Origin of the sequence: Leptolyngbya sp. DQ-M1 (genome assembly GCF_039962505.1) — a bacterium.
Lineage (GTDB): Bacteria > Cyanobacteriota > Cyanobacteriia > Leptolyngbyales > Leptolyngbyaceae > Leptolyngbya.
Genome location: NZ_JAMPLJ010000003.1, coordinates 459,724 through 483,165, shown reverse-complemented (window position 1 = coordinate 483,165; position 23,442 = coordinate 459,724). Strand labels below are relative to the sequence as shown.

The following is a 23,442-nucleotide window of genomic DNA, read 5'->3' as shown; positions in this document are numbered from 1 at the left end:
AATGGTTCATTTCTATGGCAATCTGAAAGACAGAAGCTCTCATTGGTGAGATTCTGTCTTTTTTGCTATCGACCCATCATCCTCGCGTTATGCAAACTCTGCCTACCCCGATCGCCTCGGCTACTCCGGTGGCTCAGTATTCCACTGACACTACGATTCATCGTCGCAAAACTCGCTCTGTTCCTGTGGGTGGCATCTCGATCGGCAGCGATCATCCCGTCGCCGTTCAATCGATGATCAACGAAGACACGCTCGATATTGAAGGGTCAGTCGCGGCAATTCGTCGTCTGCATGAGATTGGCTGCGAGATCGTCCGCGTCACTGTTCCTAGCTTGGCACACGCGAAAGCGATGGAAGAAATCCGCGATCGCCTGCACAAAACTTATATGCCCGTTCCGCTCGTTGCAGATGTGCATCACAACGGCATGAAGATCGCCCTAGAAGTGGCAAATTACGTCGATAACGTGCGGATTAATCCCGGTCTGTATGTGTTTGAAAAGCCGAAAACCACCGAATACACGCAGGCTGAGTTTGACGCGATCGGCGAAAAGATTCGAGAAACGCTTGCTCCACTGGTGATCTCCCTGCGAGATCAGCACAAATCAATGCGAATCGGCGTGAACCACGGTTCGCTGGCGGAACGGATGCTGTTTACTTACGGTGATACCCCAGAAGGGATGGTAGAATCCGCGCTCGAATTCATCCGCATCTGCGAGTCGCTCGACTTCTACAACCTTGAAATCTCGCTTAAAGCCTCAAAAGTTCCGGTCATGCTGGCGGCGAATCGTTTGATGGTCAGACGCATGGACGAACTAGGGATGGCTTATCCGCTCCATCTCGGCGTGACCGAAGCGGGAGATGGCGAATATGGTCGGATTAAATCCACGGCTGGCATCGGTACCCTTTTAGCTGAGGGCATTGGTGACACTATTCGCGTTTCTCTAACCGAGGCTCCAGAAAAAGAGATTCCCGTTTGCTATGGCATTCTGCAAGCGTTGGGGCTGCGGCGCACGATGGTTGAGTATGTGGCTTGCCCGTCTTGTGGTCGCACCTTGTTCAATCTAGAAGAGGTCTTGCAAAAAGTCCGAGAAGCCACAAATCATCTAACCGGATTAAACATTGCCGTGATGGGCTGCATCGTCAATGGCCCAGGTGAAATGGCAGATGCCGACTATGGCTACGTCGGGAAGCAGGCGGGCTACATTTCCTTGTACCGAGGACGCGAAGAGATCAAGAAAGTCCCAGAAGATCAAGGCGTTGCAGAACTGATTAACCTGATCAAAGGGGACGGCAAATGGATCGAGCCGAAATAGCAGCAAGAGAAAGCGAAACAAATCTTGACGGTTTGAGTTCTTCTTTTCCCGTTTTTTGCGGCGATCGCCAAATCCCCATCCAAAAACTGGGCAATAATTACGGATCGCCCTAAATGCCTGTGTTAAATTGAGCATAACCTTTTGTCACTTCTCCAGAACTTCAGCAGGTATAGTCATGACGAAACGAGCGCTTGTCTTAGGAGCAACGGCTGCCGCCGTTACCGCAGTGACCATCACCGGAGCCGGGATTCATCTTAATAAAGGGCAAGCGTTCTTTCGGGATAGTCCTAAAGAGCTTGTGGATGAAGTCTGGCAAGTGATCGATCGCAATTACGTCGATGCGACCTTTAATCAGGTCGATTGGAAATCGGTGCGGAGCCAATATCTCAACCGCAGCTACAAAGACAAAACCGAAGCCTACAAGTCAATTCGGGAAATGCTCAAGCGATTGGGCGACCCCTACACGCGCTTTATGGACCCGGACGAGTTTCGCAATATGCAGATCGATACTTCCGGTGAGTTGACGGGCGTGGGAATCCAGCTTGCAGCCGATGAAAAAACCAAGAAACTCACGGTAATTTCGCCGATCGAGGGGAGTCCTGCTTCAGCCGCCGGAGTCCAGGCGAAAGACATCATCCAGCAGATCGACGGCAAAAGCACTGAAGGAATGGACGTGAACAAAGCCGTGACGCTGATTCGCGGGCCTGTGAACACTCAAGTCAAGCTCACGGTTCTACGCGGTACTCAGCAGCTAGAGTTCAACCTCAAACGCGCCAAAATCGAAATTCATCCCGTTCGCGCTAGCGTTCAGCAATCGCCGACGGGCAAGGTCGGCTACATTCGTCTCGTTCAGTTCAGCGCAAATGCCGCTCCGGAGATGCGTGAAGCCATTCAAAAGCTGGAAAAAGAGAACGTCACAGGCTATGTGCTTGACCTACGATCGAACCCCGGCGGATTGCTCTACGCCAGCGTGGACATCGCTCGGATGTGGGTTCCCAAAGGCGGCATCGTCTCAACCGTCGATCGCCAGGGCATTTCAGATAAAGAAGAAGCCAACGGTCGCGCCTTGACCGATAAGCCGCTCGTCGTACTGGTAGATGGCGGTTCAGCCAGCGCCAGTGAAATTCTCTCTGGCGCCATTCAAGATAACAAGCGCGGCACGATCGTCGGAACGAAAACGTTTGGTAAGGGTTTAGTCCAATCGGTTCGCAGCCTGGGTGACGGATCGGGAATGGCAGTGACGATCGCGAAATATCTCACGCCCAAGGGTCGCGACATCAACAAGCATGGAATTGACCCAGATGTGGTGGTTGAACTGAGCGAACAGCAGCGGCAAGCTTTAGTGAAAGACCGCGAGAAGATTGGCACTGCTAATGACCCGCAGTACGTCAAAGCCATGCAGGTACTCAACCAAGCCATTACTGCTAAACAAGGCAACCGCGCTAAAAACTAGCTCGGCTGGCATTTTCCTGATCGAATCAATCCGACGCGACGCGCGATCGCTTCTCCCTCTGAGGTAAATGGGCCCCAATGCTCCACGATCTCAGAGGGATTTGTCGTTTGGCTTTTTTCTAGCTCATCCTCAGTCAAAATCTGACATTGGGCAGTGGGTCGCTTCACTACGTACCAACGCTCCGACGCACTCATAGCTCCTCATCCCTCTTGATACTCCCCCGTGACATCTGGGAAAGCTTAATTCATGTTAGGGGTCTGGCATTCACCGTGCCAAGGTTCAAACCGTAAAGATTTTCCAAATCGAGCATTCATTCGCCCCTCTGCCCCCGCCACCCGATTAATCCAACCCATGTACTCAGGGATTTTATCAACGTAGGCATATGACACTAGAATCACAGCGTTCATCCGCGCCGCACACTGAGAGCACTGCCGCCATTCGCGACATTCCTCCGCCACCTGCTCCAAGAATGCCTCCTGCACCGCCGCCTTCCCTGCGGACGGTGCCCAATCTATCTGCGGAAGTGACTGAGCCAGCAGTAAGAAATGGCGCGACTCAAACCTTGGCAATGCCTGCAAGTCGTCCGCCCGCTCCGCCTGTCCCAATTCCAGCTAGTTCGCCTTCTGCACCGTTGACAACTCCGACTGGAGCAACTCCTCCCCCTGCAATGGGACATCGCCCCACAATTCCACCGTCTGTCCCAACTGCGTCTCGTCGCTCTGACTCACCGACCCTAGAACAAATCATCCGCACCGCATTTGATAAAGGATTTTCGGATGTTCATTTGGGAGTGGGTGAAGTTCCGCGCTATCGCAACCGAGGCGAAATCGAAACGACCGAATGGTCTGAAACGGATCATGCAACGTTCATGGGTTGGCTGCGGGAAGTATTGTCTGAGGAGGAGATCAGCCAGTTTGAAGAAAGTATGGACTTCGACGGTGCGACTCAGTACGACTTTGCACGGGTTCGGATTAATATCTTCGGTTCGCTACACGGCCCAGCGATGGTGCTGCGTTTGATTCCGCTGAAAATCCTGACGATGGAGCAGCTAAACCTGCCAACGGTGTTCAAGGATATCTGTCACTATCACAAGGGGTTGATTCTAATTACAGGTCCTACCGGATCAGGGAAATCGACTACGCTGGCAGCGATGATCGATTACATCAATAAGGAGATGCCGAAGAATATTATTACGATCGAAGACCCGATCGAATTTATTCACAAAAGCCGCAAAGCCTTGATCAAGCACCGCGAAGTTGGAATGCACACTCGCAAGTTTGACAACGCTCTGAAAGCCGCGCTCCGGGAAGACCCAGACATCATCCTGGTCGGTGAAATGCGGGATAAGGAAACGGTCAACACAGCCTTAAAAGCAGCGCAAACGGGTCACTTAGTCATGGGAACCCTGCACACGAATAGCGCGGTGAAAACGATCGAGCGGATTCTCAGCCTTTATCAACCGAACGAACAGGCAACGATGCGGGTTGCGCTGGCGGAATCGCTGGTGGCGGTCGTCGCACAAGGGCTGTGTCGGACGACGGACGGCAAGCGGGCAGCGTTCCATGACATCTTGATCAATACTGATGCGATTCGAGATTACATCCGCAAAGGGGAACTCGATGAGATTGAAGCAATTATTCCTCGCTGCGGATTTGACGGGATGTGTACGATGAATCAATCGTTGTACAAGCTGTACGAGCAAGGTCAAATTACGGAAGAAGTGGCGCTGGAAATGTCGCCGAAGCAAAACGAAATGGCGCAAATGCTACGCGGTCGAGTTTAAGCTTCTGTGTCGTTGTGCTTACAATAAAGCCCCGATTCTTGACGGATCGGGGCTTTTATTTGCTGTGAGTCGTTGAGCGATCGCGGCGATCGTCAGTGTTTCATGCGGTCAATCAACCAAAATCGGGATGATAGGATTTGAACCTACGACCCCCTCGTCCCGAACGAGGTGCGCTACCAAGCTGCGCTACATCCCGCAAAGCATTTTTTGCAATGCGTATTTCATCATAATGCAAGTTTGCGTCTGCGTCGAGGGATTTGCGAAAAATTCCAGGGTTGTTAAGAAGAGTCAGGACAAATTAAGATAGAACACGCAAAACGCGATCGCACACATAGGTAAAGCAGTGGTTGTTAAACCGGAATGGCTACGGGTCAAAGCTCCTCAGTGGGAGCGAGTCGGAACTGTCAAGGAAGTCTTGCGAGATTTAGCGCTGAATACGGTGTGCGAAGAGGCATCTTGCCCGAATATCGGTGAGTGCTTTAATGCGGGAACAGCGACATTTTTGATCATGGGGCCTGCTTGTACTCGTGCTTGCCCCTATTGCGACATTGATTTTGAGAAGAAGCCAAAGCCGCTTGATCCGACGGAGCCGACTCGACTCGCGGAAGCGGTGCGACGAATGCGGTTGAATCATGTCGTGGTGACTTCGGTGAATCGGGATGATTTGCCGGATGGTGGAGCATCGCAGTTTGTTCGCTGTATTCAGGAGATCCGATCGGTTTCGCCTCAAACGACGATCGAAGTTTTGATTCCGGATTTGTGCGGCGATTGGGACGCGCTGGAGGTCATTTTAAGTGCGTCTCCTGAAGTGCTGAATCACAATACTGAAACGATTTCACGGCTGTATCGTCGGGTACGTCCGCAAGGGAATTATGCACGATCGCTCGAATTGCTGAAACAGGTACGCAAGATTAATCCAAGCGTTTACACCAAGTCGGGGATCATGGTGGGATTGGGTGAAACCGATGCTGAAGTGCGCAAGACGATGCAGGACTTGAGAGCGGTGAACTGTGATATTTTGACGATCGGGCAGTATCTCCAACCGAGTCAGAAGCATTTAGGGGTGCAGAATTTTGTTAAACCAGAGCAGTTTGATGCTTGGCGGGACTATGGCGAATCGATCGGCTTTTTGCAGGTGGTTTCGACTCCATTAACTCGGAGTTCCTATCATGCCGAGCAGGTTCAGGCGCTGATGAAGCAGTATCCGCGATGAGGATTACGGTAATTGGGGCGGGGGCTTGGGGGTCAACGCTGGCAGGATTGGTACGAGACAATGGGCATGAGGTCGCAGCGTGGTCGCGGCAAAGCGATCGATCCCTGGATGAAACGATTGCCCAATCCGATCTTGTCATTTCAGCTGTATCGATGAAAGGCGTGCGATCGGTGATTCAGCAAATTTCGATTGCGATGCCGCCGATCGTTACGGCAACGAAGGGATTAGATTCTGAATCGGGGAGTGAAACGGCGTTACCGTTGCTGCCCTCGCAGGTTTGGCAGGCTGCATTTCCAGAGAGTACGATCGCAGTTCTATCAGGACCAAATTTATCTAAGGAAATCCAGCAAGGGCTACCTGCTGCCAGTGTGGTTGCGAGTCGGGATCAAGCCGTTGCCGATCGCGTTCAGCAAGCCTTTTCCTCCGCGCGATTTCGGGTATATACCAATGCTGATCCGCTTGGGGTTGAACTGGGTGGAACCTTGAAAAATGTGATTGCGATCGCCGTTGGAGCCTGTGACGGGTTGCAGTTGGGTGCGAATGCGAAATCAGCATTAGTGACACGGGGACTGGCTGAGATGATTCGACTCGGTACGTATTGGGGCGCGAAGCCGGAGACGTTTTACGGCTTGTCGGGCTTAGGTGATCTATTGGCAACTTGTAGCAGTTCCTTGAGCCGGAATTATCAAGTTGGGTATGGACTCGCACAAGGGAAAACGCTTTCCGAAGTTCTAGCAACACTGGAAGGAACCGCAGAAGGAATTAATACGACTCAGGTTTTAGTCAAATTAGCGCAAGCTCAAGGAATTTCGATGCCGATTTCCACTCAGGTCGATCGCTTACTGCGGGGAGAAATTACGCCCCAGTCCGCCGTTGGCGAACTGATGCAGCGCGATAGTAAGCCGGAAAGTGTCTGATGAGCGCGATCATAGAGAAGCTGACGTTCTAAGTCGATCTGCTTCGTCGAGTTGATTTGCGGCGACGATGAGCTTGCCGAGACTATGGGGCATTGGGAAAGTGATTGTTTTTATTATTTCGGATGAAGAATACAGCTTACTCCTCAAGCGGAAGTAAAGGTTCAATGTATTCCAAAAGCAGAGGTAAGTTCTCGTGGATGACTGTCCAAACTTCATCGAGATCCACTTCATTGTAGTCATGCGTGATCACATCTCGCATTCCAGCCATTGCTTTCCAAGGAATACTGGGATGTTGAGTTCTAAACTTCTGAGAGAGCCGTTTGGTGGCTTCGCCAATGATCGTAATGCGACGCAAAATCGCGTCTTGTTTTTCGAGGTTGGCAGCTAGAGCTTCTGGACTGACATCTGCGCTGTACTGAAAGATGAGTTTGATGGCTTCGGTGATGTCGATCGGGGCTTCTTGGTCACGCGACATAAATGACCTCGGCAGTGCTGAGAATGTTTTTGCGACGCAACCAGTTGGGGCTTTGTTCGATCGCTTTTTTACTCACCAAATCGACTTTGCGCTGAAACAAGGATTCAAGCTCGTCCTGCATTTGGAGTTTTTCAAATAAGCCTCGCTTGGCAGTGGGTTGGTAGGAAATAGCAGAAATGTCGCTTTCAGAATTGAAATCGTCTCGTAGGACTGAACCAAAGAGGGAAAGTTCAGCAACCTGCCAACGCTGACAAAACTCGGTGAGTTGGGCGGGGAGGATGTGGAGACGATCGTAAATTCTCGTGTCTACTGTTTGCATATTTGCCGTTCCTTTCTGCCTTTTTGCTCAGGTCTGCTCAATATGATACGCAACCTAGCTTTACTATTCGTGAGATACGTTTACTCGGTGCGGGAACTGCTTTGCAATGGCAGGAGCAGGGTGTCTTCAATTTCTTCGCGGACTTCGCGGCTGACGTAGCAATCGCTGTTGAGGCAGTCTACGAGAAGGCAGTTGGCATCGTGGTATTGCTTAAGGAGATCTAATTGAGAATCAGTGAGTCGCCAATTATACCCAATGTTGCGGTGTTGAATCACTGTCTCCCTAAGTTCTTCATTCCAAATACCTCCGCCATTTTCTTCCCACCATTTTTTGTAGCTACTGAGATTGTTAATAACAGGAAGTTGGTCTTTCAATTGCTGTAGTTTTTGATATAGTTGCGGATCGCAGTTGCAATAGAGTTGGAGAGCGAAGGCAGGGGCAAAGTTAAGTGCGCGGTTGAGATCAAGGTCGAGGATGAAGTCACGATTGAGAGCGAAGCTCTGGTCGAGCATCGAGGCAAATTCGAGGGCGCGCTCGTGGTCGTAATCACGACTTTCGTTGTAGCAATCAAAATAGGAATCGTCATCATCAAGCTCAGGGGTGAGGTCTAAGTTCAAATCCTCGTTAAGACCATCGAGGTCAAGGATCTGGTCTAGGGCGAAGTAGAACGCTCGAATTGCAGCAGGTTTGTAAGGAGCTTTTACTGAACCAGATTTCTGCTCAACCCAATTGAGGAATTGTTGCAGTTGCTCATCTTGGGCAAGAATACGATCGATCCCCTGCTTCATCGGTTGCAGTAGCGCATCTGCGTTTTCTAACATTCCAACCGTTAGTAGAAAAACTTCCCGCCATCGTTTGTCGGTGATGTGGCTTGTAAGCTCTAGCAGAAGTGAATCGGCATCAGCACTCGTGACGATCTTTCGGGCGGTAAAGTACTCATGGAATGTGAGATGCGAGAAGGAATAAATGCCTCGCGCCCGTTCTACAAAGAGTCCATGTTGTGCCTCAATGGATTTGAGAACGGCTTCACTGTCGAGTTGCAGTGCCTCTTCGTCTTGACTGGCGTTGGGTAAGTTTCGGATGTAGCGTGTGATGTAGCGTTCCGCGTCTTTTTGCTTAAAGAAGTAGTTTCCCTGCTTAAACGTATCTAGAGCAATTTGGCTCAGGAGATCTTCCTTGCGTTTCAAAGAAAGCTTGTGATAGACCTGATCCCGTTCGATATTGCGTTTCACATCCCATTTCTTCAGTAAGACATCTAAGCCCTCTTTGTAGAGTTCCGATCGATTCGCTGGAAAACTACCCGCTTCTTCAAAGACAAGACAGAGCAATGTCAATAAAAGCGGGCTAGTTGCCAGTTCTCGAATGCCGTCTTCTTCTTCCAGCTTTTTAATAAACTTCTCTGCCTTAACTGAATCATTCTTGGCTTGAAACCATTGACTCGTAAAAGTCGCAATTTGTTGATCATCAAAGTCGGCAACCTCAACCTCTGTAAAGCGTTCAAAGGTATATTCACGCGCTGCAATCCGACAGGTAATCACAAAAGGATTTTGCGAGAACTGAGTTGCAAACTCCCGAATCTGGTTTAAGACTCGGTTGCTATCCGTTTCTCTCACTTCATCCAATCCATCTAACAGCACCAAGATTCTGCCTTGTCTCAGCAGCAGTTCTACAGGCGTTGCATTGCCACTCATTTTCACTTTCGTTTCGGCTGCAATTCCATAGCTCTCGAAAAGCTGAATCAGATACTCTAGTAAACTAGGTCGATTCGGCGCTTCTGCAAAGTCCTTGAGCGTAATGAACAAAGGAACGAGATCCTTTTTGAACGCTCCATCAATGCACTGAATCGCCAAATACTTGAGGAACGTTGTTTTTCCTGCTCCCGGTTTGCCCAAAATCATGAGCTTGGAATACTTGCTCACCGCTTGTAGCCCCGGAACTCGCTCCTCTTGCACTCCACCGAGGCTAAAGCGATCGAAGTTCTCCAACGAGCAAGTCTGGAGCAGTTCAGCCATTTCTAAGCGTCTGCGTGCGGTAATTTTCTCCAAAATATTGACAGCCGTATAAATGGCATTCAACGTGAGCGGCTGCGACATATCCAAGACTCGCATCGAGCCGCACTTATTCTGAATCGTGTCGTGGAGATTGACGCGAACCGCCTCGACCAGTTCATCTAAACTCGGTGGCTGATTGCTTTCTGGCTCAATTTCCGCGATCGTGTCCCATTGCAGTTCGAGTTCGGTGCAGATCGCTCGAAAGATTCGCTTCTCGATCGCGTTCCCCTTAAAAAACTGATTCAAAGTCTGCCGAGAACAATCAGACGCACCAGCCAGATACTCCTGAGTCCAGCCCTTCAGTTTGAGTGCCTGCTTTGCTGTTTCGATTCCAGCGATCGATGCTCGAATGCCCCTATCCATACGCTCACCGCAACACTGACATAAGTCTGACACAACTAAATTCCTTACTCAAACCATGACTCAAGGATTTTCGAGTTTCATGAATTTAAGGCAAAAACGCGCGTCGCCCCACGTCCACCCATCCTCTGAACTCCATGAACAATCTCTTTGAAGAAATCATGCACGAACGCTTACGCCAAGCCCGTATCAGTTTTAACCTTGCCATGACTGCAACGGCTCTCTCCTTTGGCGTGAGTCTTGCTGGAGCAGGCTTGCTGTTCACGAACCAATTTCCAGAAGGCACAGTGACCACGATCGGCGGACTTGCATCGAGCGCACACTTTATTCGTCTCGCAAAAGATGCCAACGATCGATTAGACGGTCTCCTCAAAGAGTTGACCGATTAGGAGCAAAGCGCGATCGCACTTCCACAGCCTAGAACCGCGATCGCGCACCTCGATTCCTAAAACCCGCAGCTTTATTCCAAAGCGGGGAGCAAATTGCTAGCGATTTGCTCCCCGCTTTTCTATCTCTGGAAAAAGCATCCGACTTGTTGGATCTTTATTCCAACGACGAGAATCAAGCTCCGGTCATTTGCAGCTTTATTCCCGCGATCGTAAAAAAGCTTTCTTGTCATTGATCCCAGCCAAACGGGAATGTTAGGAAGAATGTCATTTAACCTATTAGCAAACTATGACACTTCCAGACACAAGCCAACGATTACGGAGTGGAATCATCGATCAAGACATCAACGCCCTGCGAGGTGCAAAAGGAATCCTTGACTACATTCCTAGCCGTCCAGAAGCCGATCTCATCAAGCTCAGCGAGATCGAACGAAAACTGCATCACTTGTACGAACTAGAAATTCAGGCAAAAGCAAAACATCGCGCTCTTCTAGACGAAGTGCGTGAAATCGAATGGGAATTTCATCAAGGCGTACAAGCGATGAAAAACTCAGTCCTAGCACAGTATGGGAAAAACAGTCACCAAGCAGAATCCATTGGCTACAAAAAGCTAGAAAACCACAAACGCCCCAAACGTAGAAATAGCAAATCCGACGAGTTGAATAAAATCGCTTGATGGAAACCGCGATCGTAGCTCCCCGATCGGTTTCCATTCCAAATAACATTTTGCCCACTGCCGATAAGCGTCTGTATGTAGACCCATCGCGCCACGATCATTAAGATAATTTCTGCTATTTTCCTGATCGGCTTGGTAAATTGGACAATAGTACAACTTCCATCGATCGAGCGGAAATTCTTTATGCTGAAAAAGAATCAATCAGTTTTTGCCTTTCTACTGGGCGGATTTCTTGTCTGTTCGGCTCCGCTCAGTTCGATTGAAGTTGTCCGAGCGCAGCAATCCCCGCAGCAGGAACTGACCCAACTGCGACAAGAGCAGCAAGTCCGATCGCAAGTGGAATCGGAAATCGATCGTGCCTTAACTCGCTCCAGTATGCTGCTGAATGTGGCGCTGATTACCTTAACCGTGTTTCCGATCGCGCTGCTTGTGGCGTTGTGGCGATTCCGACGGATTATTATTCGTGAAATTGTCGAACGGGGATTAGAGCAGCTTCAGCATCTCTCCGAGGTTGAGCATCAGCTCCAAGATGTTCAACAGGAAGCAGAACGCCGCATTCAGCAGTCCCGCGATGTGATCGCTCAACTCGAAGTCGAAGTCCAGGAGTTGCAGCGCCGAATTTCAGAAGATGCAGAAAGCTTAACGGGCTTAACGGCTCAGTTGTCACGATCGCAGTCCGAACTCTTAGCCGGACTCGAAACGCAAGTTAATTTATCAAAACGAGAGCTAGAAAATCTTGCTTCAGGTTTCGTCGCCCATCTCACAACGTTGAAGACCGATACCGACCAGCAAAGCGCGCTTGTCGTCGATCGATTCACGGAATTACAAAACCAACTAATCGCACAACTCGATGAAATTGGCGCATTTGCCACAGAGCAGCAACAACTCACGCAGGAACATTTAACGAAATCGCAAACCGCATTTACAACGCAGCTCGATCAGCTACAATCTGACGCGCAACACCAGCGCGATCAAATGTTGCAACGCTTAACGCAATTCGAGCAAGATTACATTACACAACTTAGCGATGTACAAACTGACACAGAAGATCGACGTAATCAACTCCTCGAAGATCTGCGTCATCTCAAAGCAGAATTTGCAGCCCAGCTAATCACATTTCAGGTTGATACCCAACAGCAGCGCGATCAAGTCAGCGAACGGATTGAACAGTTAGAAACGGAACTTTCAGGAACAGCGACGGAAGTTCGATCGAACCTAGAGGAACATCAAAAACAGGTACAGCGCAACCTCGACCAGAAAGAAACGGAAGTATTATCGCAGCTAGAACAGCGTCAAAAACAACTGCAAGCCGATCTCGACCAGCGAGGGGCAGAAGTTTCATCTCAGTTCTCAGAGTTAGAATCGACTGCGCTTCAAGGAAGAACCAACTTCCTCGACAAGTTGCGGCTCCTCGAATCCGATGCAGTGCAGCAAAAGCAAGCGATTTTCAACAAGCTTCAGCATTTAGAACTTGAGTTCGTTTCTCAACTTTCGGGACTGCGTGAACAAGCCCAAAATCGCCGTCCTGAGCCTGCTGAAACCTCCACGGCTGAGTCAGTAGAATCGACCGATTTCGACCAGGCTGAGGAGTTATTTAAATCCAGTCAATTTGAGGCGGCGATCGCACACTACGATCGCGCCATCAAGCAGCAATCCAACAATCCGGAACTCTGGCTGAGACGCGGTTTGGCGCTGGGACGACTGAAACAATACAAAGAGGCGATCGCGTCTTACGATCGCGCAATTCAACTCGATCCCGATTACTCAGAGGCGTGGTGTGATCGGGGCGTCGCCCTGGGCAAATTGCAGCGCCACGAAGAAGCATTTCGATCATTCAATCAAGCGGTGCAAATTCGTCCCAAAGACTCGATCGCGTGGCTGAATCGTGGATTAGCGCTGCAAATGTTGGGACGCTATTCCGAAGCATTAGCTTCATTTGATGAAGCCCTCAAACTCAATTCTGAAGCCTACAAAGTTTGGAACTATCGCGGCTATCTGCTGATTCAGCTAGAGCGCGATCGTGATGCGCTTGAAAGCTTTGACTTTGCGATCGATATTCAGCCAAGCTATGCGCCTGCGTACTACAACAAAGCCATTTGTTACGCACTTCAGGGACATACCCAGGCGGCGATCGAAAACCTCGAAGAAGCCATTCGACTCAATCCTCGCTACCGGGAAGATGCCAAAGGCGATCCTGAATTTGAGCAAATCATGAACGATCGCCGCTTCCGGCAACTGGTCGAGCGCTAAGCCAGTCTCGCTCTTGTGGTAGATCCCATTGGGGCAGTGACGATCGCAAACTGGAGATAGCTTCAATAATGCTCCGGGTAGCCCTCTAAATCCCGCATATTTAGGAACTGTGAGCGTTAAGAATCTCTCTAAGTTCGGGGAACCTCTTCGCTCAAAGTCCCCCGCTCGTGGGGGATTTAGGGGGCATCCAGCCGCTCAAACCGAAGCGGAAAATTTATCACTCACGTAACATAAAACCCTTATATTATGAACCAAGCAAAATTATGGATTGGAATTATTGGAACGCTAGTGATCTATTGGATCTTGGTGAATGTTCTGCTTTAGAATCATCAAGGCAATCAAAGCTTAGAATCGATGACTCTGCAAGTTTATGGCATTCCCACCTGCGGAACCTGTAAAAAAGCGTTCAAATGGCTAGACGATCGCGCGATCGCCTACGACTTTATCAACACAAAAGATCAACCGCCTACCCAGGCTGCGATCGCAGCCTGGGTCTCAGCCTTGGGAGCAAAACCGATGCGAAATACGTCAGGGCAGTCTTACCGGGCTTTAGGAGAAGAAAAACAAGTTTGGACGGACAATCAATGGGTGGACGCTTTTGCAAAAGATGCCATGCTGCTGAAGCGTCCTCTATTTGTGAAGGATGGAAAGGCGGTATTTGTTGGATTCAAACAAGAGGCACTCCAGCAAGCCCTGGAAAACTAGACATCAATAGGGAGAACTGATCATGGTTTCACGCGCTAGAAATGTTTTAGGAGAGGAACTTCAAAGCTGCTGCACCTCGCCGATGACGGGATATTATCGCGACGGATTTTGTAGCACCGGAGCCGGAGATACGGGTGTTCATGTCGTCTGCGCTCAGCTAACCGCCGAGTTTCTCGAATTCACCAAATCTCGCGGAAACGATCTCAGCACTCCGATGCCCCTTTATGATTTTCCCGGATTAAAACCGGGCGATCGCTGGTGTCTGTGTGCTGCTCGTTGGAAAGAAGCGCTTGATGCAGGGGTCGCGCCTCCGGTTGTGTTGGCTTCAACTCATGCCGCAGCACTCGAATATGCCAGCCTGACTGAGTTAAAGCAACACGCAGTCAGCAAGTAATATTTGTTTTTTGAGTTATGTTAAAAAAATAATCTAGGGCAGTATCCTTAATTACCTTGTGACCCAATTGTTGTGACCAGGATTTAAGGAGATGCTCGGTTATGGTTCTACCCGGAGTTTGCCAAGCCGCTGCCGCTGGAATGGCTGCGCTTCAACTGTTTTACAGCAGTTCTACAGGACTTTGGAAATCGACGGGCTGGTGGAATGCAGCAAACGCGCTCGAAACGACGATCGATTATTCGCGCACGACGAATCAGTCCACCTACCGCCACATCATCTCCAACACCTACAACAAGCAAAAATCAACAGGATTCACCGAAGCCGATGTGTATGATGACCAAGGCTGGTGGGCGTTGACGTGGATTAAGGCATACGATCTAACCGGTGAAAAGCGCTATCTCAACACCGCAAAAGCCATCTTCAGAGACATGACTAAAGGATGGGATTCAAAATGCGGCGGCGGCATGTGGTGGCGCAAAGATCGTCAGTATAAAAACGCAATCACGAATGAGTTATTCTTTACTATTGCTATCCGGTTGCATCAACGCACCGTGAATGACTACGGTAAAGGAAGTTACCTCGACTGGTCAAAGCGCGGCTGGAACTGGATCAAACGATCAGGTATGATCAACCGCCAAAATTTAGTTAATGATGGACTCGACGATCGTTGCCGCAACAACGGACAAACAACCTGGACTTATAACCAGGGCGTAGTGATTGGGGGACTGGTTGATTTGTATAAGAGTACAAAAGACCGTTCTTACCTGAATCAAGCTCACACGATCGCCAATGCAACAATTCAGCATCTTTCTAGAAATGGAGTTTTGCGCGAACCTTGTGAGCCAAACTGTGGAGAGGACGGGCCGCAGTTTAAGGGCATTTTCATTCGCAATTTAGCTTACCTGCATCAAACTTCACCGAACTCGCGTTACAGAGACTTCATGGTGAAGAATGCGAGTTCAGTTTGGGCAAAGAGCCGCAACGATCGGCATCAGTTCGGTTTAAGTTGGGCAAAGGGGTTCGATCGTGCTGATGCTGCGCGGCAAAGCGCGGCGATCGATGTGTTGAATGCTTCGATTCCGTTTGATTCGACTTGTATTGCAAAGGTGAGCGATAGCTCTGCTACAGGGGCACGTGACCGTCCAGCAACGATCCCATTATTCTTTTCGTCAGTTCCTCTACAGCAGAATCAGGTGAAGCAGTTTGATCTATCGTTTAACACCCAGGACAATCAAGTTGCACCATCAACACACTTGCTGTCTCTTATTCCGAGTCACCAGAATCAAGTACCTCATTTTGAGCCATCCTTCCGGATTGAACCCTTGATGCAAGGCTTGATTTCTTTTCTTGCGCTGGAACGATCGCTGCAATAGAATACCCACACCGAATGATGTGACTTGAGATGCGATCGCTTTATTTCTTGCTGCCTGGGACTGGAAAACGCTTTGCCTGCGGAGGCTTATGGGCAGAACTCAAAGCCTTTGAACTGGCAAAGCAGCTTTGTCCAGCAGAGATTGTCACTTATCGACAACGCGAGAAAGGCACTTTGTTTCTCGATGATGTGCTGGAGCAGAAAGACTTGAGCAACATTATCTTTGTGATGAGCTGGGGGTTTGATGTCGCAAAGTTAGCCAAGCGATTGAAAAACTATCACGCGATTTATCACGCTCATAGTGCAGGCTATGGTTTTACATTGCCTTCGAGTGTTCCGATCGTCACGGTTAGCCGCAATACACTAGGATATTGGGGACAGCTTTCACCAAATTCACTAATCTATTATTTGCCAAATCAAATCTCTGATGAATTTCGCGTTTTAGATTTGAATCGCGATATTGACGTTTTGATCCACACGCGGAAATCCTCGGAGTATTTGATTAATCAGTTAATTCCTGCACTTCAGCAGCGTTGTAAAGTTGAGATTATCAATACTTTCGTTGATAGTCTCTCAACTGTTTTCAATCGGACTAAAGTTTATTTATACGATTCTGCAGAGTATTGGGCGCAACAGCGTGTGAGCGAGGGTTTTGGACTGCAACCGATGGAAGCAATGGCGTGTGGATGTCAAGTGTTTTCAAGCGTGAACGGTGGATTGTCAGATTACTTAGATCCAGGATTTAACTGTCAGAAAATTGCGGGTTATTCGACCGAGTATGATGTCCAGCGAATTTTGAGAGCGATCGCTAACCCTACCCCCCCTTTACCTGCTAGTTTCTTTGATGAATATCGATCGCCCAATATTCTGCACCGATTGAACGTAATTTTACGTGAAGTGAATGAGTTTTTTGATCATAAACAAGCTCATCCCGCCACAATTGCACCCTTGACGAGATCGCGTTTAACTCAGCTTGCCTTCAAACGTTTGATCGCGAAAGTGCAGAAAAAGCTCAACGCTCCTTAACGCGAATCAAATTCCAAATATGATTTGAATCCGTTTGCGGATCTGAACGAGCGGCGGTTCTTCCTGAGCACCAATCTTGATTCCTAAGCGCTCCAAGCTATCCTGCCGTTTGACTAACTCTTCTGAAATACGATCGGCAAGCTCCTGCTGTTTTCGCAATAACCGTTGCAGATTGCCGCGATCGACCACAAATAAAATCGTCTCCTCTAAAGTTCGTAGCGTTGCAGTTCGAGGCGTTCCCATCAGCAAAGACATTTCTCCGATAAACTCGCCCGCCACGCGGACTGCAACTTGCTTGTCGATCGACTCCACAAACACATCTACCGAACCCGACAAGATGATATAGAACGAATCTCCGGGATCATTTTCGCGGCAGATAGTCTCACCTGCTGCAAACTTTTTCTGATATCCCTCCTCGATAATGTGTCTCAGTTCAAAATCGCTCAGAGTTGAAAAGTAGCTCACCTTGCGAAGCATCTCTTTGAGCGTGATAGCGGTCGATCGTTTCAACTTTTGATTCGTTGCTAACTCTTCGAATGGTGTAGCAGCTTGTTCGATGAACACAGGCATCTGATTCGGATGCTCTGTCCGAATCAGAACACTCTTGCTCGGATAAGTAATGCCATATTCCTGAAACTTGGCTTGGATGCGGAAGAGTAAAGCGCTTTTAATCGAACTTCTTCGCATCGGTTGAGTAATCGAGATTTCAATCTCAAACAGAAACGCGTTATTTTCGATGCCCTTGAAAAAGACGATCGGACGCGGCGAAGACAAAATATCCGGTTCTTCATACGCTGCGGCTAACATTGCTTCTGTGACTAACATCGAATCATTCGTATCTGCGACCGCAACCTGAAGCGCCACACAGCAAGTCGGATCAAGATGCGTCCAATTGATCAAACTATTGTTTGCCAGCACACTATTGGGCACAAACACCGATAAGCCCATTCCCGTCCGAATCTGGGTCGATCGCAGTGAGATGCGCTCAACCGTTCCGAGTACGGTTCCAACTTCGACAAAATCGCCCACACGAATCGGCTGTTCGAGCAATAAAATGATGCCACTAATGAAATTGTTCGCTAAATTTTGCAAGCCAATACCAACTGCCAACCCGATCGCCCCCGCAAAAACGGTGAGAGAACTTAGGTTAATTCCGGCAGAATCGAGAACAAAGAAAAAGCCTGCGATCGCAACGACATAGCTTGCCAGCGAAGAAAGGGATTCGCGTGTCCCAAGCTCTAGTCCAAAGCTGGCTAAAATTCGCTTTTTAATGAGCTGCTTAATAATGCGCGAGGCGATCGCGACACAGCCGATTTGAAGAACAAGAGCCGATAACGTCGCAAACGAAAGCCGAACATCTCCAATCTGAATTAGGGTGAAGTTGAACAAGCTAAGGAGCGTTCTAATCAGGTCATTCAGGCTTGCTTCTCCGCTGACTACAGCAAAACGAACAGCGTTAATCATGACACTCAGGGAAACTACGTTTTTCTGCCAGAATGCCCAATCTCGCGTAAAGCGAATCAATACAACGCCAATGTCAATATAATGAAGGGTATGTCGATCGTATTGACCTTATGACGCTACTTACAGTTTTGAGATCAGTTTGGATGTTTTCTGCGGTCGGAATCGTGATTCTGGTGCTGCTGCATAGTCCCAAAGGCGATGGGTTAGGCGGTCTAGGCGGTCAAGCTCAACTGTTTACTAGCACCAAGAGCGCAGAAACAACCCTGAATCGCGCCACTTGGCTGTTAACGATCCTCTTTATGGGAATCACAGTGATTCTGAGTGCGGGATGGCTGGGTCGCTAAGATTTCGCTGGTTCAGGACGCATTCGATTGCTCTTTTTGCAGTCGGATGCGTTTTGTTTTGGGCGATTTCTGGGGTGGCGTTGTCTGTTCCGAAGGTTCATCCGCTTCCGCCAATTTTGGCAGAGTGGACGGATCGATCGGGCGATTACTTCGATCGAGTGCAAAAAACAGAACCTGAATATCTCGTTTGGTCGCGCTTTCCGGTGAAGGTCTACGTTCAGCCTGCGGATCAGTGGAGTCAGACTTGGGTAACTCTGATGACGCAAGCGGTAAATGAATGGAAAGCTTATTTTCCATTGGAACTAGTCGATCGTAGGGACAGCGCAGATATTCGGATCGATCGGGCTTCGATTCCGCTCCGATTTCCTCCCGTTGAGCGCGTTCGATTTGCGGACGTTCGCTTTGAACTGTATGAACAAGATGCAATCTTGCAGCATCGCATGATTATTCGAGTTCAGCCGAACCGCCCAGATTTGTCAATGCTTGCGGCGGCGCGTCATGAACTCGGTCACGCTTTAGGCATTTGGGGACACAGCTCGCTTGAAACCGATGTGATGTACTTCTCGCAGGTTCGCACTCCTCCTCTAATTTCAGCAAGGGATGTCAACACCTTGAAACGAGTGTATGAACAACCGACCCGCTTAGGCTGGTAAACGATGCAAGTGGTTGCATAAATTCATGGCGGCATCCTTTGCTCTAGCGGGTCTGGAATAAGCCGAAGTTGTGAGGGGCAGCGAAAATTGCATCGAACTGACGTTAACGTGGCAAAGGCTGACCAAACTCAATTACTCTCGATCGCGCTGGAACTGGAGCATCTTCTAAGGGGCGCTGTGTTGATCGTGGCGGATCTGAGCGTTGCTCAAGCTGCGGAACAGTCACTTCTGGTGGAGTAGCCGGAGCAATCACGGGCGGAAACGATCGAGGAATCTCCAAGCTAGAGTTGACTTCGGGCAATTGGAGCGGATTCGATTGCGGTATCGATCGTGCAGGTGCAGTCGGAAACAATAGGCTACTTCCTGGCTTATTGCTCGATCCAGCAGTGGGTGCCGTGGGTGCGGTTGGCAACGGGCGAGCCTGAGCAGGCGGCAAGGGGGGTGCAGTCACCGAAGGCGGCGCTTCTGGTGCAACGTTGATTGCAGGTGGAGCAGGTGGTAAACCAAAATCGTTGGCAGAGGCTTGGGCGATCGCAGCTGCTGGCGCTGAAGTTTGAGGAGTCGCAGTCTGAGCCTCTGACGTTTGAACAGGTGCGACTTGAACTGGACGCGCCGCATTAAACACAGCTTTTGAATTTGCAGAAGCGGCAAGCATGGGACGGAGCGTCCAGCGGACACTTGCTGAAGCAGAGCGATTTTGCCCTTGCTCGGTACTTTTGACGGGTTGAAGTTGAGCTTGCGGATTGCTTAATTCGGTATCGGGGGCAAGTTCCAAAACGATTCTGGCAATATTCGGCTGAAATTGCGACACTCGAACTTCGCGAACGGCTCCTGAAAACGTCCCTCTTGGATTGACAGCGGCAATCTGAGTGTCAGGAAGATCAAGCACAATCCGGGTCGGCTGTGCCATGAGAGAATAGCGCGGTGTAATTCCAGCAGGCACGGTGACTTCAAGCTGGTTGGTGTTTGGATCGAAGCGCCAAGTTTCTAAGGGAGCCGCGATCGCAGAAGTGCTGATGAGAAGGGCGATCGCGGAAATGAGTTCGAGTTTGAAGAATTTCAGCATGGCGATAGAAGCAAAGAGTGCTGTCGAGCGCGGCTCGAAGAGTTGGCTGGATTATAAGCGAGTTTTGGGCGACTGCAACGATTTTTGCTAATTTTGCTCTGTTCTACTGAAAATTCCCTGTAGCGATCGCTGCTTAAGCTGGGTTGCCAGATGCAGTCGGAGTAATTTCTCTCTTTAGAGCAATGACAGCAGCCTACTGCACCTGGTAGCTAATCAGGGAGGGTTCGTAATCGTTCAGATGCAGCAAATTCTATTTATTGAGCTATTGGGTGGGATTGGAGATGTTTTAATTGCGCTGTCTGCAATTCAAGCATTGAGGCGCAGTCATAATCAAGCCAAGATGACCGTGCTGACGTTTGCGCCAGGCGGATTATTGTTGGAGCATGATCCATTCATTGAGCGAGTTGTCTATGCAGATAAACACAATGTCAGACAGGCGATCGAGCAGCTTTTATCTGAGCAGACATTCGACTTAATTGTTTCAGATACAAATTACGATCGCATTGATCAATTAATTTCTAGTCGTGCTGATCGTGTGGTATCAAATCTTTGGCGATCGCCACCTCCGAATCAGTTTGTCAGCGATCGATTTACTCAGATTCTATTGTCAGAAGGTTTGATCTTAGAATCTGCAATCCTGCCGCCTAAACTGTATCTCACGCCTGAAGAGTACCAGGCTGCCAGAGAAAAACTTGCAGGTTTAGCACCTCCTCTGGTTGTGCTTTGTCCTGATGCAGGAATGAAAATTAAACGCTGGGATGAACGGAATTTTATTCAACTGGGACAGAGATTAGAGGCTGCGATCGTGGTTTTAGTTGGCTCCGATCGCGAACAAGCAGCACTCATTTCAGACCAGATTAACAACGCAAAATTATGGGAATTAGGAACATTACGAGAACTGGCTGCGATGCTTTCTCAGGTTGATTTGATGATTGCTAGTGATACTGGAGCCGCGAGAGTTGCGGCAGCAGTGGGAACGCCAACAATCACATTATTTGGCCCATCCTGGTATGAACGGTACGGACAACCGCAACCGCACGTTAATTTACAAGGCTATTTGAACTGTCCAGAGCGCAGAATTGAAAACTTTACCGTCCAGTCCTGTTGGTACAGTGGCGAATGCTCGGTTCCGACGGAATTGCGCTCCGCGCAAAGCGCAGATTGGGCAACTTGTGTCGATGAAATTTCTGTCGATCGAGTGATGGCAGTTGCAACTCAATTGCTGGAAGCTCAAAGCATTTGATTAAGTGAAAATTCTGTGTTAGCTCAACCTTGGACATCGGTTAGAAATTTGCTAGTGATGCGGTTGGACAATATTGGTGATGTGATCATGACCAGTCCAGCCTTGCGATCGATTAAAGAAAACTTGCCCGAAGCAAAGTTGACCTTAATGGCAAGTCCCGGAGGTTCGGCTGCGGCTGCGGCGTTGCCGTGGGTCGATGAGGTATTGACATGGCGCGTATTGTGGCAGGATTTAGGGCGATTGCCGTTTGAGCCAGCGCGGGAGTGGCAGTTAGTTGAAAAGCTACGCGGATTTGATGCTGTGATCATCTTCACAAGCTTTAGTCAGTCTCCGCATCCAGCCGCGTTTGCTTCATGTTTGGCAGGAATTCCGCTCCGGTTAGGAGAATCAAAAGAAACAGGCGGCGCAATGCTCACGCATGAAATTCCTGCTGCACCGGATGATCTGCATCAAGTGGAACGAAATCTACGTTTGATCGAGTCGGTCGGGTTTGAGGTGCGCGATCGTTCCCTAGAAATTCAATTCCCGAATCTCAAACTGATTGATCAGCCTTACATTGTTCTGAATGCTTGGACAAGCTGCCAATCGCGCAACTATGATGCAAAGCGATTTGCGATCGCAGCGAAACAACTTGCAAATCTATCAGGCTGGAAAGTCGCTGTCACCGGAGTCGAGAAAGATCGCGATCGGGCTGGAATTGTGCTGGAAGTATTGGGCAATTGCGCGATCGACTTGATTGGCAAAACTAGCTTGTCAGAGCTTGCCGCTTTGATTGCTCATGCAGAACTGATGTTGAGTAACAATACTTCAACGATGCACATTGCCGATGCAACTAAAACACCGAGCATTATCCTGTTTGCGGGGACTGAACTGGAATGCCAGTGGGAGCCGCGCAGCGGATTTGCACGACTGTTGCGACAACCTACCGATTGCCATCCTTGCTATGCGTTCGAGTGCCCTTACAATCTAGAGTGCTTGGATATCGAACCGGATGAAATTGTGCGATCGGCTTTAGACCTCTTGCAGCAATCCCCTAAACATCGTGGAATGCTAATCGAGATGCAGCACCGCTTTGCCGACAAATTGGCGATCGGTTAGCTGCTGCGCGAGAGTTGCGATTTCCTTCCAAGAAGCCATGCGATCGATATGGGGTTTCAGGGTTCCATCGGCAGCGAATTGCACCAATTTTGTGAGTCCAGCGGCAGCAGGTTGGCGCTTCAGTTCGTGGAACAAAATGAAGCCGTATAAGCTTGCGCCACCCACACCGTAAAAGGATTTCGCGTCGATCGTCACCGTTTCATCTGCCGTCGTTCCATACGTGACACAGATTCCATCCGGCGCGATCGCGCTTAATGCGTTTGAAAGCAAACTGCCGCCTGTCGAATCCAGAATCAAATCATACGGGCTAAATTCTTGCAGTGATTCTCCGACGATCGTTCGATGAGCACCTGCTTCTTTCACAAAATTAATCCAGTCCGATCGCCGCAGTTGTGCCGTAACGATCGCCCCTGCTTGCCGCGCCAACTGAACGGCAAAATATCCCACACCGCCCGACGCGCCAGTAATCAGAACCGATTTTCCTAAGAGTGATCCGCCCTTTGAAAGCCCCATCAGCGCCGTTAATCCAGCAACCGGAAGCGTTGCGGCATCGGCAAACGCAACCTGATCCGGTAAGGCTGCGATCGCATCCGTCGGTACTGCCACATATTCCGCCCAAGCCCCCGACAACACAAATCCAACCACCCGTGTTCCAACCGCAAAGCCTGACCCATCAGCGGCAGCAGTGACGATCGTTCCTGCCAAATCCCATCCCGGTCGTGATCCTGCGGCAGCGGTTTGAGCGCGTCTTACTTCTCCCCGATTCAGCGAGATGGCTGCAACTTTGACCAAAGCTTGCGATGGCAAAAGCGAGGGTCGCTCGACTTCTTTGAGTGCCAATCGCCCCGGAACCGATGGATCAACTACCACACACTGCATAT

General features: G+C 49.4%; 23 protein-coding genes and 1 tRNA gene. 16 read left to right on the top strand and 8 right to left on the bottom strand.

The window, feature by feature from the left end; genetic code table 11:
• Positions 1 to 89: 89 nt before the first annotated feature.
• Together ispG and ctpC are read left to right on the top strand one after the other, a co-directional pair.
• Positions 90 to 1,313: a (E)-4-hydroxy-3-methylbut-2-enyl-diphosphate synthase gene (gene ispG / locus NC981_RS12060; RefSeq protein ID WP_348243020.1), complete on the top strand. Its 1,224-nt coding sequence runs from the start codon at positions 90 to 92 to the stop codon at positions 1,311 to 1,313.
• A gap of 169 nt (positions 1,314 to 1,482) precedes the next feature.
• A complete protein-coding gene (ctpC, locus tag NC981_RS12055) occupies positions 1,483 to 2,766 on the top strand; it encodes a carboxyl-terminal processing protease CtpC (RefSeq protein ID WP_347273107.1) in 1,284 nt (427 codons plus the stop codon).
• Here the strand turns inward: ctpC and NC981_RS12050 are convergent.
• The gene (locus NC981_RS12050) at positions 2,763 to 2,960 is read right to left on the bottom strand and encodes a hypothetical protein (RefSeq protein WP_190379091.1); all 198 of its coding nucleotides are present in this window, start codon (positions 2,958 to 2,960) and stop codon (positions 2,763 to 2,765) included. The genes ctpC and NC981_RS12050 overlap by 4 nt on opposite strands.
• Before the next feature lie 188 nt (positions 2,961 to 3,148).
• Here NC981_RS12050 and NC981_RS12045 point away from each other — a divergent pair, with 188 nt between their 5' ends.
• A complete protein-coding gene (locus NC981_RS12045) occupies positions 3,149 to 4,549 on the top strand; it encodes a type IV pilus twitching motility protein PilT (RefSeq protein ID WP_348243019.1) in 1,401 nt (466 codons plus the stop codon).
• 122 nt (positions 4,550 to 4,671) lie between these two features.
• Here the strand turns inward: NC981_RS12045 and NC981_RS12040 are convergent.
• A tRNA-Pro gene (locus tag NC981_RS12040) sits at positions 4,672 to 4,745 on the bottom strand.
• Positions 4,746 to 4,892: 147 nt separating this feature from the next.
• Here NC981_RS12040 and lipA point away from each other — a divergent pair.
• Entirely contained in the window at positions 4,893 to 5,762 is an 870-nt protein-coding gene (gene lipA / locus NC981_RS12035; protein WP_348243018.1) for a lipoyl synthase, read from the top strand.
• Complete coding sequence (locus NC981_RS12030) at positions 5,759 to 6,679, top strand: NAD(P)H-dependent glycerol-3-phosphate dehydrogenase (RefSeq protein ID WP_348243017.1); 921 nt, start codon at positions 5,759 to 5,761, stop codon at positions 6,677 to 6,679. Before lipA ends, NC981_RS12030 begins: the two co-directional genes overlap by 4 nt.
• Before the next feature lie 136 nt (positions 6,680 to 6,815).
• On the opposite strand, the gene NC981_RS12025 is transcribed toward NC981_RS12030, so the two are convergent.
• The 3 genes from NC981_RS12025 to NC981_RS12015 all read right to left on the bottom strand — a co-directional run bounded on the left by NC981_RS12025 (position 6,816) and on the right by NC981_RS12015 (position 9,920).
• Positions 6,816 to 7,154, bottom strand: a complete 339-nt coding sequence (locus NC981_RS12025) for a DUF86 domain-containing protein (RefSeq protein ID WP_348243016.1) — start codon at positions 7,152 to 7,154, stop codon at positions 6,816 to 6,818.
• Entirely contained in the window at positions 7,144 to 7,473 is a 330-nt protein-coding gene (locus tag NC981_RS12020) for a nucleotidyltransferase domain-containing protein (protein ID WP_348243015.1), read from the bottom strand. Before NC981_RS12020 ends, NC981_RS12025 begins: the two co-directional genes overlap by 11 nt.
• Before the next feature lie 80 nt (positions 7,474 to 7,553).
• Positions 7,554 to 9,920 carry an NACHT domain-containing NTPase gene (locus tag NC981_RS12015; protein WP_348243014.1) on the bottom strand — a complete coding sequence of 789 codons (2,367 nt, stop codon included), beginning with the start codon at positions 9,918 to 9,920 and terminating at the stop codon, positions 7,554 to 7,556.
• Positions 9,921 to 10,021: 101 nt separating this feature from the next.
• On the opposite strand from NC981_RS12015, the gene NC981_RS12010 reads away from it, so the two are divergent.
• From NC981_RS12010 to NC981_RS11980, 7 genes are all read left to right on the top strand, one after another.
• Positions 10,022 to 10,273 (top strand): hypothetical protein, encoded by a 252-nt coding sequence (locus NC981_RS12010; RefSeq protein ID WP_348243013.1) that lies wholly within the window; start codon positions 10,022 to 10,024, stop codon positions 10,271 to 10,273.
• 286 nt (positions 10,274 to 10,559) lie between these two features.
• Positions 10,560 to 10,946: a hypothetical protein gene (locus tag NC981_RS12005; RefSeq protein ID WP_348243012.1), complete on the top strand. Its 387-nt coding sequence runs from the start codon at positions 10,560 to 10,562 to the stop codon at positions 10,944 to 10,946.
• Between the two features lie 183 nt (positions 10,947 to 11,129).
• Complete coding sequence (locus tag NC981_RS12000) at positions 11,130 to 13,196, top strand: tetratricopeptide repeat protein (protein ID WP_348243011.1); 2,067 nt, start codon at positions 11,130 to 11,132, stop codon at positions 13,194 to 13,196.
• A 354-nt stretch (positions 13,197 to 13,550) separates the two neighbouring features.
• A complete protein-coding gene (locus tag NC981_RS11995) occupies positions 13,551 to 13,901 on the top strand; it encodes a Spx/MgsR family RNA polymerase-binding regulatory protein (protein WP_348243010.1) in 351 nt (116 codons plus the stop codon).
• Between the two features lie 22 nt (positions 13,902 to 13,923).
• Entirely contained in the window at positions 13,924 to 14,295 is a 372-nt protein-coding gene (locus tag NC981_RS11990; RefSeq protein ID WP_348243009.1) for a DUF2237 domain-containing protein, read from the top strand.
• Positions 14,296 to 14,396: 101 nt separating this feature from the next.
• A complete protein-coding gene (locus NC981_RS11985; RefSeq protein WP_348243008.1) occupies positions 14,397 to 15,668 on the top strand; it encodes a glycoside hydrolase family 76 protein in 1,272 nt (423 codons plus the stop codon).
• A gap of 29 nt (positions 15,669 to 15,697) precedes the next feature.
• On the top strand, positions 15,698 to 16,693 hold the full coding sequence (locus NC981_RS11980) for a glycosyltransferase (protein WP_348243007.1): 996 nt from the start codon (positions 15,698 to 15,700) through the stop codon (positions 16,691 to 16,693).
• A 6-nt stretch (positions 16,694 to 16,699) separates the two neighbouring features.
• Here NC981_RS11980 and NC981_RS11975 read toward each other — a convergent pair whose 3' ends face one another.
• Positions 16,700 to 18,157 carry a mechanosensitive ion channel domain-containing protein gene (locus NC981_RS11975; protein WP_348243006.1) on the bottom strand — a complete coding sequence of 486 codons (1,458 nt, stop codon included), beginning with the start codon at positions 18,155 to 18,157 and terminating at the stop codon, positions 16,700 to 16,702.
• 110 nt (positions 18,158 to 18,267) lie between these two features.
• Between NC981_RS11975 and secG the strand changes: the two genes are divergently transcribed.
• Both secG and NC981_RS11965 read left to right on the top strand, forming a co-directional pair.
• On the top strand, positions 18,268 to 18,501 hold the full coding sequence (secG, locus tag NC981_RS11970) for a preprotein translocase subunit SecG (RefSeq protein ID WP_190379100.1): 234 nt from the start codon (positions 18,268 to 18,270) through the stop codon (positions 18,499 to 18,501).
• A gap of 74 nt (positions 18,502 to 18,575) precedes the next feature.
• On the top strand, positions 18,576 to 19,154 hold the full coding sequence (locus NC981_RS11965; RefSeq protein ID WP_348243005.1) for a peptidase: 579 nt from the start codon (positions 18,576 to 18,578) through the stop codon (positions 19,152 to 19,154).
• A 103-nt stretch (positions 19,155 to 19,257) separates the two neighbouring features.
• Here NC981_RS11965 and NC981_RS11960 read toward each other — a convergent pair whose 3' ends face one another.
• Positions 19,258 to 20,220, bottom strand: coding sequence for an AMIN domain-containing protein (locus NC981_RS11960; protein ID WP_190379102.1), 963 nt, complete (start codon positions 20,218 to 20,220; stop codon positions 19,258 to 19,260).
• 238 nt (positions 20,221 to 20,458) lie between these two features.
• Here NC981_RS11960 and NC981_RS11955 point away from each other — a divergent pair, with 238 nt between their 5' ends.
• Positions 20,459 to 21,463 carry a glycosyltransferase family 9 protein gene (locus NC981_RS11955; protein WP_348243004.1) on the top strand — a complete coding sequence of 335 codons (1,005 nt, stop codon included), beginning with the start codon at positions 20,459 to 20,461 and terminating at the stop codon, positions 21,461 to 21,463.
• Between the two features lie 15 nt (positions 21,464 to 21,478).
• On the top strand, positions 21,479 to 22,561 hold the full coding sequence (locus NC981_RS11950; protein ID WP_199298723.1) for a glycosyltransferase family 9 protein: 1,083 nt from the start codon (positions 21,479 to 21,481) through the stop codon (positions 22,559 to 22,561).
• Here NC981_RS11950 and NC981_RS11945 read toward each other — a convergent pair.
• Positions 22,514 to 23,440, bottom strand: coding sequence for a zinc-binding dehydrogenase (locus NC981_RS11945; RefSeq protein ID WP_190379104.1), 927 nt, complete (start codon positions 23,438 to 23,440; stop codon positions 22,514 to 22,516). The genes NC981_RS11950 and NC981_RS11945 overlap by 48 nt on opposite strands.
• Positions 23,441 to 23,442: the final 2 nt, after the last annotated feature.